Source organism: Ruegeria sp. AL2, assembly GCF_056540845.1.
Window position 1 is genome coordinate 1 of the sequence record NZ_JBQFXM010000036.1, and the last position, 16,965, is coordinate 16,965.

Sequence of the window (16,965 nt, forward strand, 5' to 3'; positions counted from 1 at the left end):
CCCGCTACGACAAGACCGCAGAAAGCTTCCTGGGATTCATCGATATAACGTCCATCCGACTTTGGTTTCGCCATTTGTCAACATGACCTAGGGATTGCCAAGTTCATTTTTCGCTTAGGAATTGGCGTATTTGCACTGTCAGAACGATTACGGCATCCAAGCATTGGGTCCAGCGATAGAGCGTTTCGGGTCGATCAGTATAATCCTTTGGTTTTGTCGTGCACGCCACTACAGGACCGGCCATTTTGTCCGGAAAGATCCCAAACAAGGCCAGTGGAAGAATGGTGAATTTGCGGTACATCAAGACAGTGGATACATGTTTAACCTCGGGACAGCGTAATCAAGAGAATTCCCAGTGCGATCAGGCTGGCCCAGCCGATACGGTGCAGAAAGCGGGATTCCTTGAGGATGATCGCTGCGAGGGTCACCGAAACCGGGATTGATGCTTGCCGGACCGCGCTGACTGTGGCGGCCTCAGCCCCAAGCTGAAAAGCGGTTAGGATGAACAGGTATGACAGATAGGACACGATCCCGGCAAATGCGATCCGCACCGATGCCTGTACCCAGCCCCGCACGACCCCCAGGAACGGGGCTGACAAGTGGCGATCTTCCCAGGCCCTGACGCCAGCAAGCAGCGGTGTCACAAGAATATAGGTGAAAAACAGGAAAGGTGCCGGATTGGTCAGCTTCATCGCTTGGGCATCGCTTAACGAATAAGCAGCCGACCCCAGCATCGCCATACTTGCCAACGCGAATGCTCTGTGATCGTGCAGTAGGCCGCCGGGCGACTTCTGAAGCATCAGGCTGCCCACCAGGACCAATGCGATCCCCAGCAGGGTGAACCACGAGTAATGCTGATCAAGGGCCAGCCAGCTGAAGGCGACAATGGCAATCGGCGACGAACGGATAATCGGATAATAAACCGACAGGTTCCCACGTCTCAGGGCCGACAATGTGCCGTAGTAATAGAAGGTCAAACCAAGGGCTGAGATTGCGACAAAGGGCCAGGTCTCAAGCGGCAGGCTCAATTCCTGACCCATGACCAGCGTATGAACCGCCGCCAGGATCACCCAGGTCAGAGACACCCCGACATAGCACGACACCGGATGCGCAACCCCTTTCAGCGTAAGGTCGCGCAATGGGTGGGTTGCCGCCGAAACGAGAACCAATGCGATCCAGTAGGATTCCATGCCTCAGGTCTGATGCAATGGGTTGCGTTGCAGGAAAGTGTTGAAATGCACTGTCAGCTGATCCTCGGCAATCTGTACGACGCCGTAGGCCGGAGGTTCGTCGCAGAACTCGCCATCGACACTGGCCGCATTCAACGGAATCTGATGGTTGAGGCTGGGCAGGCTGGTGAATGGAATGCCGCGCCAATTTACGTAGGTCATGCGGTGTACATGACCGTAAAATACATGCCGAATATTGCGTCCGTGTTTGAGGGCATCAGCAAAGGCGTCCGCATCGACCAGCCTGATTTCGTCCACAAGGGGAATGCCAAGGTCAAAGGGTGGGTGGTGCAAAAACACATAGGTTGGCTTGTTCTCGGCTTCGGTCAGTTGCTGCCTGAGCCAGTCCAGCCGGACAGGGCAAAGCTGCCCTTCATGCACATCGCGCCCGTCTTTGGTTGAATCGAGAAATAAGAAAACCCCCTCATCCGTTTCGAACCGATGCTGGACAAACCCGTTGGCATCCTTTGGATGATCCGGGAAGACCGATTGGAAAACAGTTCGGTCGTCGTGATTTCCAATCAGCAGAAAAGAGCGGAGCGGAAATGCGGCCAGTTTCGCCTTGAGCGCCCGATAGGCCTCATCCTCGGCAAATTCAGCCAAATCGCCAGAGATGACACAGAACGCCGCATCGGAATGCCACTGAAGGATATCGTCCAAACAGGCGTCCAACCGTTGGGACGGAAAACCGCCATTGAGCGGACCGGAGTCGCGGACGAGGTGTATATCAGTGATGTGAATGAACTTCATCCGCCATTTCCCCCGAGTAATGCAAGAAACAAGGTATCGACGAAGCTTGCCGATCGCACGGATTTAGTAAGAATTTCACTGGCATCACTCGCTCATACACGACAAGGTTGGCAGCCGAACACGACAGAGTTTGCGAAACTTGCCTCGACCGGTGTGAAACCGTATTCCAGATGATCCGGCCGTGTTGTTATCGCGGTATTCAAATCTGAAACGGGCGTAGTGCCTGGCCGAAACGATCATGTGAAACCAGGGCAGACCTGCACAGCTAAGAAAAGGGTGAACCCAAGTCGCACAAACCGAGAAAGGGAAGTGCGCCTTGGTTTGTCTTCTCTACACTTCCGTTTTACCCAGCGCAGCCAGTGTCATCACACCGGCTGGCCTGACTGGGGTGCCGACTTGCGTCCTCAGCAGCAGCCTTACGGGCAAGCAGGCTGCCAATCTCTGCACCCACTTGCAGCTCTGAGACCTGGCCAAAGTGATGTGCTGCAATCCGGCCTGACTGATCCAACAGAACAAGGCTGGGCGTGCCGCGCATTCCGTATGCCGCCATGGTTTCCGGCAAAGGCCCGGTGCCCTGTTTGTCGACCGCCACAGGAAATTTGATACGGTATTCGTGAAGAAAGGCTTTCAGTGATACCGGGGTCATCGCGTCATGATGTTCGAAAATGGTGTGCAAACCGATTACGGCGACGTGTTCGCTGGAAAAATGCTCCCGCACAGCTTGTGCCAGAGGAATGCCATGGAGGACGCAGCCTGGGCACAGCATCTGGAAAGCCTCAATCAGGACAACCTTACCCTGGAAATCCGAAAGCTTTAAATTCTTGTCAGTGTTGAACCATTCACTGACCTGTAGTTCAGGTGCTTGCATATTGGTCTCTCTTGTTCAGGGGCCGGACGCCTGCGTGAAGCGACCGGCTGATACCGTTACTGAAGCTTGCCCGGCAGGCTCAGGTCGCCCGACGCAATGTCGAAAACATCCGTGACGCACAACAGCGGAGCGTGAATGTTGGCGTTTACCCGCAGGGCAGAGGTCACGCCATCATAAGCGATGCCCTCAAGCTGAACGTCGCTGGAAAACCCAGCATTAACCTGAATTTCCGGGCCATCGAACAGCGGTGTGAACCCAGGGCTGTCCAGAAAGATTGGGAATCCAGGCCAGGTTGCAGGAAGCTTAGGCGTCGTCCCTTCAGGGATATCGCGCACTGCAAGGGCGCCCGGGCCGCAAGCTTCAGTCGGGGTGAGTACAACCCAGTGGCTGTGCCACTCGATGCCATCATTGGCTGGATTGCCATCGCCGTTTTCATCAAAAAGAGGCGTGTCGTCAAAATCCGGGTGGCTGGTTGCAGCCATTGCCAGTATGCCGGTGCCGCCTTCGAAACCCACTGCGGACGGATCCAGAGATGTAGGCCACACATAGGACCAGACGTCTGACCCGCCCACTGCCCCGGTTGCCGCTGGAACCGAAGCCCAGGCAGTGCCGCTGGTGGTCATGTGAAACGTAACAGTATTGCCGTTGCGATGCGCATGCGCTGCAAGGATGTCGAAGTCAGCCGCCATGCTGGCATCAGCGGGAGAGATAACAGCCCCCTCCTGATGAAGGGCGTGAGTGCCGTCTGCGATGGCAGGTGAAGCTCCGATCACAATGGCAGCAAGTGATTTCCAGGTAAGTGCCATTTCTCATCTCCAGTCAAGTAATAGCGACTCGATACTATAAGAAGAAACGCATTGCAACTTTAATTTCGACTCGCTACTTGTTGTAGCATGAGAAATGATCACAATATACGTATCCTTATCAACCGCCTTGCCAGGATAGATTCCGCTGCGGGCTGGGCGGGCGACCTGAATCCGACGCAAAGAGCCGCGCTGGAGTACCTGTCCGAGGCAAATCAGTTTTCCCGTTCACCGTCACATGTCGCAGAATACCTAGGGACAACACGCGGAACGATGTCCCAGACGCTGAAGGCGCTTGTGCGCAAGGGATACGCCGCCGAACACCGGCAAAAATCTGACCAGCGGTCGATCTCGTATGAGTTGACCGAGGCTGGCCGCGCCGTTTTGGCAGAGGCCAATCCGATTGCAGACGCCATTGGCAATCTGCCCGCCAGCGTTCAGGTGTCCCTCAAGGAGGGCCTTCTTCAGAGCTTGAGGTTGGCATTGGCAGCGAACGGTGGCCACTCGTTCGGGAAATGCATGACCTGCGCCTATCATGAGACAGGTATGGGAAATGACTATTGCACCTTGCTGAACCTTAGCCTCGAGCGCGGCGAAGAAGAAAAGATATGCATCGAACACAAAGAAGCCTGAATGTTCCTTCCTGAACTATCCTCAGAAATCGGTGGCATTTTCCTGGGTCGTGTCACTAACCGCTGGGAAGCAAGGCCGCCCTCTGCCATTCAAAAGGACCGGGTGCCCGGACGTCAGGTCATTTCGCTTACTGGTTTTTCTGACGATGCACAGGCGGACCTGACCGTGCATGGCGGTGCAGAGAAAGCCATTCACCATTATGCGCAGGATCACTATGCGGATTGGCAGAGAGAAGGGCAGCTGCCCCCCGGCGCAGTGCCCGCTGCTTTTGGTGAAAACATCTCAACAACCGGTTTGACCGAGGAAAATCTGTGCATTGGCGACATCCTGAGGCTGGGCACGGCAATCGTTCAAATCAGCCAGGGCCGTCAGCCCTGCTGGAAACTGGGACTGCACACTGGAAATGAAAGGATGCCCTACCTGTTTCAGAAAACGGGTCGCACAGGGTGGTACTACCGTGTTCTGGAAACCGGTGAGGTCGAAGCAGGAGATCGAATAACGTTGATTGAGAGGCGCAATCCGGACTGGAGCGTGTTGTACGTGACCCGCGCCCGTCTCACACGACGAGTTTCCCGTGAAGATACCGAAGCCCTCGCAAATCTGACAGACCTTGCCCCAGGCTGGCGGCAAGCCTTCGCGCGCATGGCCATGGGCGATGTAAAAGAAGATACGCGTGCGAGATTGGGGAGCATGCCGAATACGTCGTCCGAGGGGTCCACTGGGTGACGTCGGTATGATGGGCGGACGACTTGGGCAGGTACCCCGCTCCTTGCTGATAAGCTAAGCAAAGACGCACAAACCCAGGCCTCGATCAAACTGGACGAAGGGTTTTGTCGGGATGTTTTGGTTTGCCGGAATCTCAACAATTTCGGCAAGTATATTGGCGATACCTATGTTCAGCACGCCACCGCGTATGGCGACCGGCCGGTTGAGTTGATCAAGGCTGTTGCCGGTGAACTGGCTGCCGATCCTGATGTGCAGGTCGATCTGTACCGCGTGCTTGCCGAGGGTTCCTATATTGCAAACCCGGCAATGTGCACAGGCGAGGATTTCTAAACAGGATGGCCTGAGGTTTGACTGCCGCCGCCAGTACAGCGATGATCGCGGATATGCTGGGTACGCGGGCTTACGCCAGCGCGGTTGATGGGAAGGGGGTTTCGAACCTCAGAAAAGGAGTCTTTGGCGTGAAAAGCAGTGAAGCCCCCGTGTCAATCGGCCGTGTGGCACTGATTGTGAACGATCTGGACGCTGTTGGGACCTTTTACCAACAAGTGCTCGGCCTTGAGGAATTGGCGCGGGATGGCGAAACCCTGAAACTGGGCGCTGGAAACAACGTTCTGCTCGAGTTGCGCCAAGACCGTGCTGCGCGGCGCTATCCGCATGCGGCGGGCCTTATCCATACCGCTTTTCTGATGCCGGACCGCGATTACCTGGGACGCTGGCTGATCTATGCTGCACAAAACCGCATCCCTTTGACCGGGGCGGCGGATCACGACGTCAGCGAGGCGCTGTATCTAAACGATCCAGAAGGCAATGGGATCGAAATCTACGCCGACCGGCCTGTTGAAACATGGCAGATGGATGGAGAGTATATCCGCATGGGCTCGCATCATCTGGATCTGGGGGCCATTGCAGGTGCAGCCCGGACAGACTGGTCCGGGGTTCCGGAAAATATGGTGGTCGGACATGTCCACCTTCAGGTCGGGGATATCAATGCGGTCGACGAATTCATGACGCGACATCTAGCGCACGACTGCATGCTGCACGAAGGTTCAGCAGGGTTCTACAGTTCGGGCGGGTACCACCATCACTTTGCAGGCAATATCTGGAACAGCAATGGTGCAAAAGCTCGTCCAACTGACAGCAGCGGCTTGGATGAGATCGTGCTGTTGACGGATGGGACTGTATTGCAACCGCAAGAGCTGACGGACCCGTGGGGAACGCGGTTCACTTTCGAAAGGAAGTGAACCTGCATGATTGGCTAAGGACAAAGGCGTATCTAGCAGGTGGGACAGCGGTAAACTCCGGCGGCCTGGCCGGAAGGTGGAAGCCGGGCGCGGCTTCCACCAAGGGGGAATACCAAGCGGGGTCATTTCCGCATGTCAGTTGCTATCATTCATGATCCGGTTGAAAACATGCGGATCTGTGATGCCTTCTGACCCGATTAAAATCACACGGGATTGTGGCGTAATTTGAAATTGTTGTCGCAGATCGGTGCGCAATGACGCGCAGATCAAGCCAATCAGACCGGCTACGGCGCTTTCGCCAGCCTCGATTGGCTCATCTCCGAAAGCGCCGTTTGCCAATAGGCGGACGGCCGGTGCCACAAGCTGATCAGGGATCGTCATAAAACCGCTGGCGGCCTCTCCCAAAACGTTCCATGCCAATTCGGACGGCGCGCCGCAGGATAACCCAGCCATTATGGTTTCTTCGCCTACTTCGACGGCTGTAGGCCGATTTGCCTGGGCGCTTGCAAAAAGGCAGGGGGCCAATTCAGGCTCGACCACGATGACGCGCGGAGCATTCTGCCCCCAATCCTGGAGGAATACCGCGGTGACGGCAGCCGCCAAGCCTCCAACGCCGCCTTGCAGGAAGACATGAGTGGGTGGCAAAGCTAAGTCCTGCACGATCTCACGCGCCATGACCCCATAGCCAGCCATGACATCAAGCGGTGCCTGAGTGTAACCGGGCCAGGAAGTATCCGAAACGATCAACCAGCCGTGTTCTGCTGCATCAATGCGGGTCTGTGCTACGGAAGCGTCGTAATCTCCATCAACTCGGATCACTTCGGCCCCCAGCTGGCGCACTGCGTCGGCGCGAAATTCGCTTACTTCTTTGTGAATGTAAATTCGGCAAGGCGCGCCGAAGCGCTGGGCACCCCAAGCCACTGAACGCCCGTGATTGCCATCTGTTGCGGAGATGACGGTTATGTCTGCAATTCCGGCAGCATGGGTGCCGTTTCGAATCTCATCGGCGGTGACTTCCCGGCCTGCCTTTTCGGTCAATTCACGCTGTAATACCCGCAGAACCGCATAAGCGCCGCCAAGTGCTTTGAAACTGCCCAAGCCAAATCTTAACCCTTCATGCTTGTAACAGACTGTGCCCAGATTCAGCGCATCGGCTAGACCTTGAAGGGATAGCATTGGGGCTCTTTCATATCCATTCCAGCTTTGAATTTCCCGCTGCGCGAGGTCAAAACCCTCGCGGGGTAAAGTGGTTGCGGCGGCATGGCCAAAGCGTGGCTTGGCTGCATGGCTTTCAATTCCGACAGTCTCAAAGTTTGCGAGCATTTTGTGGTCCTTCCATTGTTGATGCAAAAATAAATCAATGGCGGTGATGTTTTCGCTCTAAGTTGCAGGTAAAATTGAAGCAAACTTGCATGAGGTTGCCGTGAAGCAAAAATTTTCATCAGGAAGTCTGGATAGCTTCGATCTCGCGATTCTTAGGGTGTTGCAGCAGGACAATACGGTGCCGCACCGTCAAATCGGTGAAAGCGTGTATCTGTCTGCGCCCAGCGTACAGCGAAGGATCAAACGCATGGAGGCGGAAGGGATCATTGCCGCGCAATCAGCGCATATTGATCCGGCAGCCGTGGGATTGCCGCTGACCATTTTCGTCGAAGTCGAACTAAAAACCGAGACAGGCGGAAAAATTGATGAAATCAAGAACAGCTTCTATGATGCCCCTGAGGTTCAGCAATGTTACTATGTTACTGGTGAAGTGGATTTTGTTCTGATCGTTATCGTTCGAGATATGTCGGAATATGAAAAGCTTACCCAACGGTTATTCTTCTCGAACAAGAACATCCGAAAGTTCAGGACATTCGTTGCAATGGACCGAACAAAGTCATCCATGCAGTTGAACATCTGACTTGTGCCCCACCAGCGCAGGTAGTGCGGCGGGGTATTTGACGTTGCGCGGCGAGAACAGGAAACAAAGTGCTTGTGCATTCCAAATCTGCCGGCAACCTGGTGATCTGGACAGTAAATCCTGCCGGGACACCTCTTGGTTTAACTGGAAAATGAACACCTTTCCTGAGGTAATGAGGTTGGGACACATTTGCCCCAACCTCATCCAAGCTACAGGGGTTTGTGTTACGATTTGATACGGTCCATTTTGGGATCGTAAAGCGGTTGAAGTGTAACGTCGCAGGGGACACGTTGGGTCGCAACCTCCAACTCATACGTGCCGGACGTAACAAATTCCGCATCGACACCACCCTGGTTTCGGACATAGCCGTAACCGATGGATTTGCCGGTCGTGTAACCATAGCCACCCGACGTTAGCCAACCCACACGTTCTCCATCCCGGTATATCGTTTCGCGGCCCAACAGCACCACATCAGGGTCGACGGTAAAGCAGGCCAGCATCTTTTTAACGCCCTCGGCCTTTTGCTTTTCGCTTGCCGCGCGGCCCTTGAAGTTTATGTTTTTGCGCAGTTTCACAGCCCATCCCAGACCGCTTTCAAACGGCGTGTGATCGGGCCCGATGTCAGATCCCCAGGCGCGGTAACTCTTTTCTAACCGAAGAGATTCAATTGCGCGGTAGCCTGCATTAACCAGCCCTTGCGGCTGCCCTGCTTCCATCAGCGCAGTGTAGACTGTTTGTGCATATTCAACAGGCAAGTGCAGTTCCCAGCCAAGCTCGCCCACATATGTCACCCGCAGTGCCCTGACAGGGCAACCGGCGATACCGATTGTCCGGATCGTACCAAACTTGAACCCGTCATTCGACACATCGTCGCGGGTAACCGCCGCCAGAATGTCTCGTGATTTCGGCCCCATCAGCGACAATACAGCGTTTGAGGAGGTGATATCGAACAGCTGGCAGTTTAGCCCGTCCGGAATATTGCGGCTGATCCAGTCGAAATCGTGGGTGGCAAAGCCTGTGCCGGTGACAATGTAGAACTCATCATGCGCAACACGGCCCACGGTCAGGTCGCATTCAATTCCTCCCTTGTCATTCAGCATCTGGGTATAGACCAGAGCGCCCACCGGTTTGTCCACATCATTGGCACATATCCAGTTCATCGCAGCCAGGGCGTCGGGGCCTTTCAGCGCGAATTTGGCGAACGATGTTTGATCGAACAGCACGGCCGCCTCCCGGGCCGCTTTGTGTTCGCGACCAACGGCGGCAAACCAGTTCTGGCGGCCAAAGCTGTATTCGTCCCTTGGCGCCTCGCCCAGCGATGCGTCGGCAAACCAGTTCGGGCGCTCCCAACCCAGTTTTTCGCCAAAGCACGCACCCTGATCCTTAAGCGAATCGTAAAGCGGTGACTTGCGGCAGGGGCGGCCGGATTCGTGTTCTTCGTGTGGCCATGCCATGGTGTAGTGTTTGCCATATGCTTCGACTGTGCGGGTGCGGACCCAATCGGTGTCGAAATGCGGGCGGCCAAAACGGCGAATGTCGGCGGACCACAGGTCAAAAGGCGGGTCGCCCTTGGCGGCCCATTCTGCCAGCACCATTCCGGCGCCACCGCCCGAGGCGATGCCAAAGGCGTTGAAACCAGCGCCAACAAAGAAATTCTTCAGCTCTGGTGCTTCACCCACGATGAAGTTTCCATCCGGAGTAAAGCTTTCGGGGCCGTTCGTCAGTGTCTTGATCCCCGCAGTTTCCAACGCTGGCACCCGGCCCAGCGACAGCTCCATGATCTGTTCGAAATGGTCGAAATTACTGTCGAGCAAGGTGTAGTGGAAACCTTTCGGTATGCCATTCACCGCCCACGGGATCGGGTTCGGCTCATAGCCGCCCATGACGAGCCCACCGACCTCTTCCTTGTAATAGGTCAGCCGATCAGGGTCCCGCAGGGTAGGCAGATCGCCGGGCACACCAAATGGTTCTGTGACCATGTACTGGTGTTCCATTGGTACCAGCGGCACATTCACGCCGAACTTGGCGGCAAAGTCGCGCGTCCATTGACCTGCACACACGATCACTTTTTCGCATTCGATACGGCCATGTTCAGTGATTACGGCGAGGATCTTGCCGTTCTCGATTTCAAGATCGGTGACCTTTGTATCTTCGAATATCTTCGCGCCTGCCATGCGCGCGCCCTTGGCCAGCGCCTGGGTAATGTCCGAGGGGTTTGCTTGCCCATCGGTGGGCAGGAACGCCGCGCCTATGACGTCACCGATATCCATCAGCGGCCAAAGATCCTGCGCTTCCTTCGGGGTCAGCAGCTGCATGTCCAGACCAAAGGAATGGGCTGTGGTGGCCTGCCGTTTGACCTCGGTCCAGCGTTCCTCGTTGCAGGCGAGACGCAAACCACCATTCATTTTCCAGCCCGTTCCCAGACCGGTTTCTTCTTCAATCTTGTTGTACAGATCGACTGAATATCCCAACAGCTGAGTTATATTGGCGTTCGAACGCAGCTGCCCCACCAGGCCCGCCGCATGGAATGTGGTGCCCGAAGTCAGCTTTTTGCGTTCCAGCAGCACCGTGTCGGTCCAACCAAGCTTGGCAAGGTGATAGGCGGTCGAGCAGCCGATGATGCCGCCGCCGATGATGACGGCTTTGGCTGTATTTGGAAGGTCGGTCATATCTGTCCTCAGGTGTTTTTGTAATCGGTCAGGGCCGTGCGAAACCGTGCGAGATTTTCGCTCGTGTAGGCTGCGTAATCGAAGTCGATTTCCGAGGTGATCTCGGACACCATGCTCCACATGGTTTCACGAAGCAGCGAGGCGCATTTCATCGCCGAATAGCGATGACGTAATTGGTTGGTGACGGGTGCCTGGAAATAGGTTTCCAGAACCCAGTCTTCTTGTTCATTGGAAAGGGAGTTGTTCGAGGCCAGCCCCCCCAGATCAAATAGTGGCGAGTTGAATCCCGCGTAGTCGAAATCGATCAGCCACAGGCGGGTGCCATCGTCCAGAAAGTTGCCGCAAAGCAGGTCGTTATGGCCAAACACGATGTCGTACGGCCCGGCTTCGGCTTCCAGGTCATTTCCAATTTGCACAAGTTCCGGGATCAGGCCCTTATGCGAACTTCCACGCTCGGTGAGAGTGGCAGCATAGTCGCGGATGACGTGAAAGACCCAGAACACCAGCGACGGTCCGCGCAGGTGCTTGGGCACTTCAAGGTGGCAGGCTTTCACGAGCTCCAGCACCCGCGGCAGCATACTGGGGTCGCGTATGTCCTCTTCGGTCAAAGTGCGGCTTTCGACGAATTCCAGCACTGTCAATTCGTTGGACGAAAACACTACAGCGGGTGACAGACCCGCTGCATGTGCGGCCTTACTGGCAGCCAGTTCGTTGAAGCGCATCACCTGGTGCAAAGGGATGTCGTCACCGACACGCACCACATAGCATCCACTGCTGTCAGTGACCTTGTAGTTCACATTTGTAATCCCACCCGTCAACGGGGTGGCTTTGATCTCGCCCTGCCAGATCGGTAGCTTTCGAATGCGGGTCATCAGGTCGGATTTGGACATATCAACTCTCCATTCCAAAGCGGATGCGTGCCTGACGAGCGCTAGCGTTGATCAGCCTATCAGCGATGATGGCAATGAATGCGATGGACAGCCCTGCGACCAGACCCCGGCCAGTGTCAGCCTTTGTCAGGGCAATGTAGACCTCCTGCCCCAGATCGCGGGTGCCAACGAGGGCCGTGATAACCAGCATGGACAGCGCCAGCATGATGGTCTGGTTAATGCCCAGAAGGATTTCGGGCAGGGCCATGGGCAAGCGAATATGGCGCAGGAGTTGCGTGCGTGTGCAGCCAGAAACCAATCCGGCCTCGATCAATTCCTCACTGACCGAGCGCACGCCGTGGGCCGCATAACGCACGGCCGGGGCCAGTGCGTAAAGGACTATGGCAATCAGGGCAGTGAAATCGCCGACCCGGAACAGCATCACTACCGGGATCAGATAGACAAAGCTGGGCAAAGTCTGCAACGTATCAATCAACAGGTTGATCACTGTCCCGGCGCGTTTGTTCAGTGCGGCCACAACACCCAGCGGAACTCCGATCAGAGTAGCAAGAAACACAGAGGCTCCGCAGAGATAAACTGTCACCATTGCCTTGGCCCACAGTCCTGATACGAGGATCAGCGACGCCAGTCCTCCGCACAGCAGTGCCAGCCGCCAGCCCCCCGCGTGCCAACCCAGCAAGGTCAGCATGGCAATCGCCCAAGGCCATGGGATTCCCAGCAAAACCGTTTTTATCGGGATCATGAACCACGTCAGGAAGAAGATCTTGATCGCCTCGAACGTGTCAAAATAATTGATGTTCAGGTATTTGACCGTGTCATCCCAGAACCCGCCAGTGGTGATCGTCTGGCTTTCAGGATATTCCAGCAGCAGGGGTGAGAACTGCCCTAGAACCCAGGTCAAAATCAGCAGGATCATTACCAGAACTGTCCGGCGATGGCGGGTGATCCACGAGCCGGAGAGCTCGTGATGTACCTGCCCCATACGCTCGGCGAAAGCCTGACTTAGGCGATCGACCGCAATGGCCAGAACCACAATGGCAATACCGGCCTCGAACCCAGCGCCGATATCGAGGCGGCGCAGCGCGGCAAGGACGTCAAACCCCAATCCTCCGGCCCCGATCATCGAGGCAATGATGACCATGTTCAGCGTCAGCATGATCACCTGATTGACGCCCACCATCAGGCTGTGGCTGGCGGAAGGAACCAAAACGCGCCACATCAACTGCTTTTGTGTCGTGCCAGCCATGCGCCCGAAGTCCAAAATCTCGGGGTCGACTGCTCTCAAGGCCAGCGTGGTGATTCGCACCATAGGCGGTGTCGCATAGATGATCGTGGCGACCAGCGCCGAAATCGGTCCAAAGCCGAACATGAACAGAATTGGTACCAGATAGGCGAAGATCGGGATTGTCTGCATCAGGTCCAGAATGGGCGAGATGATGCGATCGAAAGTCAGGTGGCGATAAGCCAGTATCCCCAACAACAGCCCTCCGCCCGCTCCAACCGGCACTGCAATCAGAACCGATGCAAGCGTGACCATCGCGCTGTCCCACTGGCCAAAGACGGCCAGATAAGTAAAGCAGCCGCCGACCAATGCCGCGAGCCCCCAGTCCCGGCAATACTGTCCCAAAGCTACTACGGCGGTGATCACTACAATCCAGCTGATCGCAGGTAGAATGACTTGCGCATCATTGCCTTGCCCGGCGACAAAGCCTTCGGCCAGCAGGGACAAGACAAGGTCATAGGGCTGTTCGATCAACCAAGCGGCAGCGCGGGTAACGTCGGTGAACGAAACTGGGCCGATTGCTGCATCCTCGATCAACCAGGACATTGCAGATGAGATATAAGTTTTGAATGGGACGACCCAAGCCGACGGGAATTTGGTGATCCAGCGCGCATCCAGCGCTTTTCCCAGGTTACTGCCGAAATACCCCAGCAGGATTGTCAGTCCGACAAGCAGCAGAATGACAAGCTGGCTGCGGGACAGGCGGTTCATACCGAGTCCCCTGCACCGAATAGCACATGGGCCACAGCCTTGCGATCAATGGCGCCAATAACCAGACCATTGCCGTCTGTCACAGGAATTGGTGCATCTGCGGTGATGATCCGTTCCGCCACGGCCGAGACGCGGGTTGATTGCACAATGGGCTCACCCTTACCCGCAGCGCCGACGGTCATTACACCACCAACCGTCAAAACCTTGGAGCGCGGAATATGCCGCGTGAATTCAGCCACATAATCTGTCGCTGGATTCATCACCAGTTCCTCTGGGGTGGCAATCTGGATGACTTCACCGTCCTTCATAATGGCGATGCGGTCTGCCAAGCGAACGGCTTCTTCAAAGTCGTGCGTGATAAAGACAATAGTCTTATGCAACCGTTCCTGTAGTCGCAGAAATTCGTCCTGCATTTCGCGACGGATCAGCGGATCGAGGGCCGAAAAAGGTTCGTCCAGAAACCACAGATCGGGCTCTGTCACCAATGATCGGGCAATGCCCACACGCTGTTGCTGACCACCCGAGAGCTCTCGTGGATAGTAGTCTTCACGCCCCTTCAGTCCGACCAGTTCCACCACGTCTCTCGCCTTTGCTTCGGCCTCGTGTTTGGGCGTAGCCTGAATGGTCAGGGGGAACATCACATTCTGCAACACAGTCAGGTGCGGCAGCAGGGCAAAATGCTGAAACACCATGCCCATCTTGTGCCGGCGAATTTCTATCATTTCTTTTTCGCTGGCGCGCAGCAGGTCGGCGTCGTCGAACAGAACCTCTCCGCTCGTGGGTTCGATCAACCTGGACAGACAACGAACCAGGGTTGATTTGCCTGAACCGGACAGGCCCATGATGATGAAAATTTCACCTTCAACGATTTCTATATTGGCATTGCGTACCGCTCCGATAACACCCGCATTTCGAATGTCATCTGCAGATGGGTTCGGATTTTGCGCGAGAAGGGTCTCGGCGTTTGAACCATAAAGCTTCCAAACGTTTCGGCAGGACAGTTTTGTTGTGGGGGTCATCTGTGGTGTCCGGTACTAAGACGGAAGAAGACCGAAGCGGTAGAGGAGAGCGGGGTAACCGCTTCGGCCAAGCAGATTATTTAGAGATCCAGCCAGACCAACGGTCTTTGTTCGTCTCCATCCAATCCGCGACAACTGCATCAATATCCACACCGTCCAGATCGGCTTTGCCGACCATGGCGCTCATCTCGTCGTTATTGATGTTATAGGCTTCGATGATGTCATACGCGCCCGGCCACTTCTCTTGCAGGCCAGCCCAAGCAGCCTTCCAGATCGGACCACGCGGTTTTCCGCAGTCATAGGCCAAATCCGGGTTCACACCAACTGACGGGTCGCTGTAGCACTCGGGCGAATATGGCGGAAACTCCACGAATTCGCCGTCATATTTGGCCGGGGCCCAGTGTGGAACATAGACCCAAAGCATGATCGGATCTTCACGCTGATATGCAGATTCCAGTTCTGCAAAAAGCGCTGCATCCGTGCCTGCGTGGACAACTTCAAACTCTAGCTCTAATGCTTCGACGCGCTCGTCGTCGAAACCGCCCCAGGTCACAGGTCCACCGACATAGCGCCCATTTGGCGAGGTTTCAGCGGTGGCAAATTCCCCTGCGCAGTCTTTCAAAGCTTCCCAGTTTGGCAGGCCTGGGCAGCGGTCTTTCATGTAAGCTGGGTACCACCATTCTTCGATCGCCATCAGACCGGTTTCACCAACGTTCACCACGTTGCCAGAGGCGGTGGCTTCGTCCAGCGCTTCACGCCCGGTGGTTTCCCAGATTTCCATTGCCAGATGTAGATCACCTGTCTTCAGGCCCGCAAACTGAGCGATATAGTCCGCCTGAACATATTCAACGTTGTACCCTGCCTCTTGAAGGATTGCTCCCATTATCTTGGTGTTGATCAGCTGTCCTGACCAATCATGCAGCGTCAGTTTGATAGGGTCCGTCGATTCGACGGCCCAAGAAGCCGAAGCAGTTACGCCAGCGACTAATGCTATTGCGTGTAGTGTATTGAATTTCCTGATCATGTTGTGCTCCCTGAATGTGGCTTTTTGAGTGTTTTTCGTATATTACACTTCCATGCTGCGCCAATCTGACAACTACGTCAATAAAAACCACATTTCTCCACGATAATTCGTTATAATTCGCACACAAAGCCCCGAATGGCACCGTATTGGGCGCAATATTGTTTTATTGGGATGACTGCCGTATCCCCCTTTCAGGAGGTCGCATGTTAAAGCCACGAAAAACCACAAATCAGCGCGAAGAAGAAATCCTTCGAGAGCTGCAACATGCGGGCGGGTCGTGCAGGGTCAGACTCTTGGCTCAAAAACTAAATGTTTCCAATGAAACGATCCGGCGTAACGTCAAGGCACTGGAAGAGCGCAAGATCGTGCGGAAGGTTCATGGCGGCGTACATCTTAGCGAAGACGCAATAGAACCACCTTTTGAAAACCGCTTGGGAACGCAAGCGCATGCGAAAGAAGCAATAGCCCGGGCAGTCGCAAATACAATTAGCGACGGGGACTCCTTATTTCTGGATATCGGTTCGACAACCGCCTACGTCGCGCTTGCGTTGCGGAAACATAAAGACCTGTTTGTGGTTACCAATTCGGTTTTCGTCGCTTACACGTTGTCAAAGCACAACAACAACCGGGTGTTTCTGGCCGGTGGAGAATTGCGCGCCCATGATGGGGGTGCTTTCGGTGCAGAGGCATTGGATCTTGTGAAGCGTTTCAACGTACAGTTGGCAGTGTTTTCGGTTGGAGCCGTGAATGGAGATTTGGGCTTTATGCTGCATGATCTCGAAGAAGCCAATATCGCACGTGCTGCGGCTGAAAATGCGCAAGTGCGCATCGTCGTTGCCGACAGCGGAAAATTCAACAAGCGGGCTCCGATATCTCTTCACAACATGGCCGGAATTGATGTGTTTTTTACCGACCGCCGTCCTCCTGCCAATATCCAGGACATGCTCGATAAAAATGATATCGAAGTAGTTATCGCAGGGTCGGACTAGGCGCTCTGTCTCATCAGGGCAGATCAGGTCACGTGATATTTCGGGCAAGCCGGTGTGAAGGAACCCTCCGATGCTCCACCTGTTTCATTGCAAAAGAAAGATTGACTACTGAGAGCACATCGTCCCAGCGTCGTGACGTCAAGATCATACGGGCGTTTATGGACTTTGCGGAGCGGGTTCTTGGGGAGAAGGAAACCGCCGGAGATATGTGACCGGCGGGTTCTTGAG

At 55.2% G+C, this 16,965-nt stretch carries 16 protein-coding genes and 1 pseudogene; 7 read left to right on the top strand and 10 right to left on the bottom strand.

Translation table 11 applies throughout. From position 1 onward, the window contains the following. Nucleotides 1-86: pseudogene (locus tag ACR0ID_RS19450) on the top strand (IS5/IS1182 family transposase); the annotation flags it as partial. Between the two features lie 234 nt (nt 87-320). Here the strand turns inward: ACR0ID_RS19450 and ACR0ID_RS19455 are convergent. From ACR0ID_RS19455 to ACR0ID_RS19470, 4 genes are all read right to left on the bottom strand, one after another. Then, complete coding sequence (locus tag ACR0ID_RS19455; protein WP_480520716.1) at nt 321-1,190, bottom strand: EamA family transporter; 870 nt, start codon at nt 1,188-1,190, stop codon at nt 321-323. Nucleotides 1,191-1,193: 3 nt separating this feature from the next. After that, complete coding sequence (locus ACR0ID_RS19460; protein ID WP_480608091.1) at nt 1,194-1,979, bottom strand: phosphodiesterase; 786 nt, start codon at nt 1,977-1,979, stop codon at nt 1,194-1,196. Nucleotides 1,980-2,322: 343 nt separating this feature from the next. After that, nucleotides 2,323-2,847 carry a redoxin domain-containing protein gene (locus ACR0ID_RS19465; protein WP_480608094.1) on the bottom strand — a complete coding sequence of 175 codons (525 nt, stop codon included), beginning with the start codon at nt 2,845-2,847 and terminating at the stop codon, nt 2,323-2,325. A 56-nt stretch (nt 2,848-2,903) separates the two neighbouring features. Then, complete coding sequence (locus ACR0ID_RS19470) at nt 2,904-3,653, bottom strand: hypothetical protein (protein WP_480608097.1); 750 nt, start codon at nt 3,651-3,653, stop codon at nt 2,904-2,906. An 87-nt stretch (nt 3,654-3,740) separates the two neighbouring features. Between ACR0ID_RS19470 and ACR0ID_RS19475 the strand changes: the two genes are divergently transcribed. The 4 genes from ACR0ID_RS19475 to ACR0ID_RS19490 all read left to right on the top strand — a co-directional run bounded on the left by ACR0ID_RS19475 (nt 3,741) and on the right by ACR0ID_RS19490 (nt 6,250). Next, on the top strand, nt 3,741-4,283 hold the full coding sequence (locus ACR0ID_RS19475) for a MarR family winged helix-turn-helix transcriptional regulator (protein ID WP_480520708.1): 543 nt from the start codon (nt 3,741-3,743) through the stop codon (nt 4,281-4,283). Beyond that, nucleotides 4,284-5,009 (top strand): MOSC domain-containing protein, encoded by a 726-nt coding sequence (locus ACR0ID_RS19480; protein ID WP_480608100.1) that lies wholly within the window; start codon nt 4,284-4,286, stop codon nt 5,007-5,009. It abuts the gene before it with no gap. Nucleotides 5,010-5,126: 117 nt separating this feature from the next. Next, nucleotides 5,127-5,339, top strand: a complete 213-nt coding sequence (locus tag ACR0ID_RS19485; RefSeq protein ID WP_480608103.1) for a hypothetical protein — start codon at nt 5,127-5,129, stop codon at nt 5,337-5,339. A gap of 17 nt (nt 5,340-5,356) precedes the next feature. Continuing rightward, nucleotides 5,357-6,250, top strand: coding sequence for a VOC family protein (locus tag ACR0ID_RS19490; protein ID WP_480608106.1), 894 nt, complete (start codon nt 5,357-5,359; stop codon nt 6,248-6,250). Nucleotides 6,251-6,385: 135 nt separating this feature from the next. On the opposite strand, the gene ACR0ID_RS19495 is transcribed toward ACR0ID_RS19490, so the two are convergent. Beyond that, nucleotides 6,386-7,573, bottom strand: a complete 1,188-nt coding sequence (locus tag ACR0ID_RS19495; protein WP_480608109.1) for a diaminopropionate ammonia-lyase — start codon at nt 7,571-7,573, stop codon at nt 6,386-6,388. Nucleotides 7,574-7,658: 85 nt separating this feature from the next. Here ACR0ID_RS19495 and ACR0ID_RS19500 point away from each other — a divergent pair, with 85 nt between their 5' ends. After that, nucleotides 7,659-8,153 (top strand): Lrp/AsnC family transcriptional regulator, encoded by a 495-nt coding sequence (locus tag ACR0ID_RS19500; RefSeq protein WP_480608111.1) that lies wholly within the window; start codon nt 7,659-7,661, stop codon nt 8,151-8,153. A gap of 224 nt (nt 8,154-8,377) precedes the next feature. On the opposite strand, the gene ACR0ID_RS19505 is transcribed toward ACR0ID_RS19500, so the two are convergent. The 5 genes from ACR0ID_RS19505 to ACR0ID_RS19525 all read right to left on the bottom strand — a co-directional run bounded on the left by ACR0ID_RS19505 (nt 8,378) and on the right by ACR0ID_RS19525 (nt 15,748). Continuing rightward, nucleotides 8,378-10,822, bottom strand: a complete 2,445-nt coding sequence (locus ACR0ID_RS19505; RefSeq protein ID WP_480608114.1) for a GcvT family protein — start codon at nt 10,820-10,822, stop codon at nt 8,378-8,380. Between the two features lie 8 nt (nt 10,823-10,830). Then, entirely contained in the window at nt 10,831-11,712 is an 882-nt protein-coding gene (locus ACR0ID_RS19510; RefSeq protein WP_480495192.1) for a phosphotransferase, read from the bottom strand. Between the two features lies 1 nt (nt 11,713). Next, nucleotides 11,714-13,705 (bottom strand): ABC transporter permease, encoded by a 1,992-nt coding sequence (locus ACR0ID_RS19515; RefSeq protein WP_480608117.1) that lies wholly within the window; start codon nt 13,703-13,705, stop codon nt 11,714-11,716. Then, nucleotides 13,702-14,724 carry a quaternary amine ABC transporter ATP-binding protein gene (locus ACR0ID_RS19520; RefSeq protein WP_480608120.1) on the bottom strand — a complete coding sequence of 341 codons (1,023 nt, stop codon included), beginning with the start codon at nt 14,722-14,724 and terminating at the stop codon, nt 13,702-13,704. The genes ACR0ID_RS19515 and ACR0ID_RS19520 overlap by 4 nt, the downstream gene beginning before the upstream one ends. Before the next feature lie 76 nt (nt 14,725-14,800). Beyond that, nucleotides 14,801-15,748 (bottom strand): ABC transporter substrate-binding protein, encoded by a 948-nt coding sequence (locus ACR0ID_RS19525; protein WP_480477729.1) that lies wholly within the window; start codon nt 15,746-15,748, stop codon nt 14,801-14,803. Between the two features lie 203 nt (nt 15,749-15,951). Here ACR0ID_RS19525 and ACR0ID_RS19530 point away from each other — a divergent pair, with 203 nt between their 5' ends. Then, nucleotides 15,952-16,737, top strand: coding sequence for a DeoR/GlpR family DNA-binding transcription regulator (locus ACR0ID_RS19530; RefSeq protein ID WP_480555812.1), 786 nt, complete (start codon nt 15,952-15,954; stop codon nt 16,735-16,737). Nucleotides 16,738-16,965 lie beyond the last annotated feature (228 nt).

Coding starts and splice junctions, on each gene's coding strand:
- ACR0ID_RS19475 (WP_480520708.1), top strand. CDS start 3,741: ATGAGAAATGATCACAATATACGTATCCTTATCAACCGCCTTGCCAGG.
- ACR0ID_RS19515 (WP_480608117.1), bottom strand. CDS start 13,705: ATGAACCGCCTGTCCCGCAGCCAGCTTGTCATTCTGCTGCTTGTCGGA.
- ACR0ID_RS19460 (WP_480608091.1), bottom strand. CDS start 1,979: ATGAAGTTCATTCACATCACTGATATACACCTCGTCCGCGACTCCGGT.
- ACR0ID_RS19480 (WP_480608100.1), top strand. CDS start 4,284: ATGTTCCTTCCTGAACTATCCTCAGAAATCGGTGGCATTTTCCTGGGT.
- ACR0ID_RS19470 (WP_480608097.1), bottom strand. CDS start 3,653: ATGGCACTTACCTGGAAATCACTTGCTGCCATTGTGATCGGAGCTTCA.
- ACR0ID_RS19505 (WP_480608114.1), bottom strand. CDS start 10,822: ATGACCGACCTTCCAAATACAGCCAAAGCCGTCATCATCGGCGGCGGC.
- ACR0ID_RS19455 (WP_480520716.1), bottom strand. CDS start 1,190: ATGGAATCCTACTGGATCGCATTGGTTCTCGTTTCGGCGGCAACCCAC.
- ACR0ID_RS19510 (WP_480495192.1), bottom strand. CDS start 11,712: ATGTCCAAATCCGACCTGATGACCCGCATTCGAAAGCTACCGATCTGG.
- ACR0ID_RS19520 (WP_480608120.1), bottom strand. CDS start 14,724: ATGACCCCCACAACAAAACTGTCCTGCCGAAACGTTTGGAAGCTTTAT.
- ACR0ID_RS19465 (WP_480608094.1), bottom strand. CDS start 2,847: ATGCAAGCACCTGAACTACAGGTCAGTGAATGGTTCAACACTGACAAG.
- ACR0ID_RS19495 (WP_480608109.1), bottom strand. CDS start 7,573: ATGCTCGCAAACTTTGAGACTGTCGGAATTGAAAGCCATGCAGCCAAG.
- ACR0ID_RS19525 (WP_480477729.1), bottom strand. CDS start 15,748: ATGATCAGGAAATTCAATACACTACACGCAATAGCATTAGTCGCTGGC.
- ACR0ID_RS19530 (WP_480555812.1), top strand. CDS start 15,952: ATGTTAAAGCCACGAAAAACCACAAATCAGCGCGAAGAAGAAATCCTT.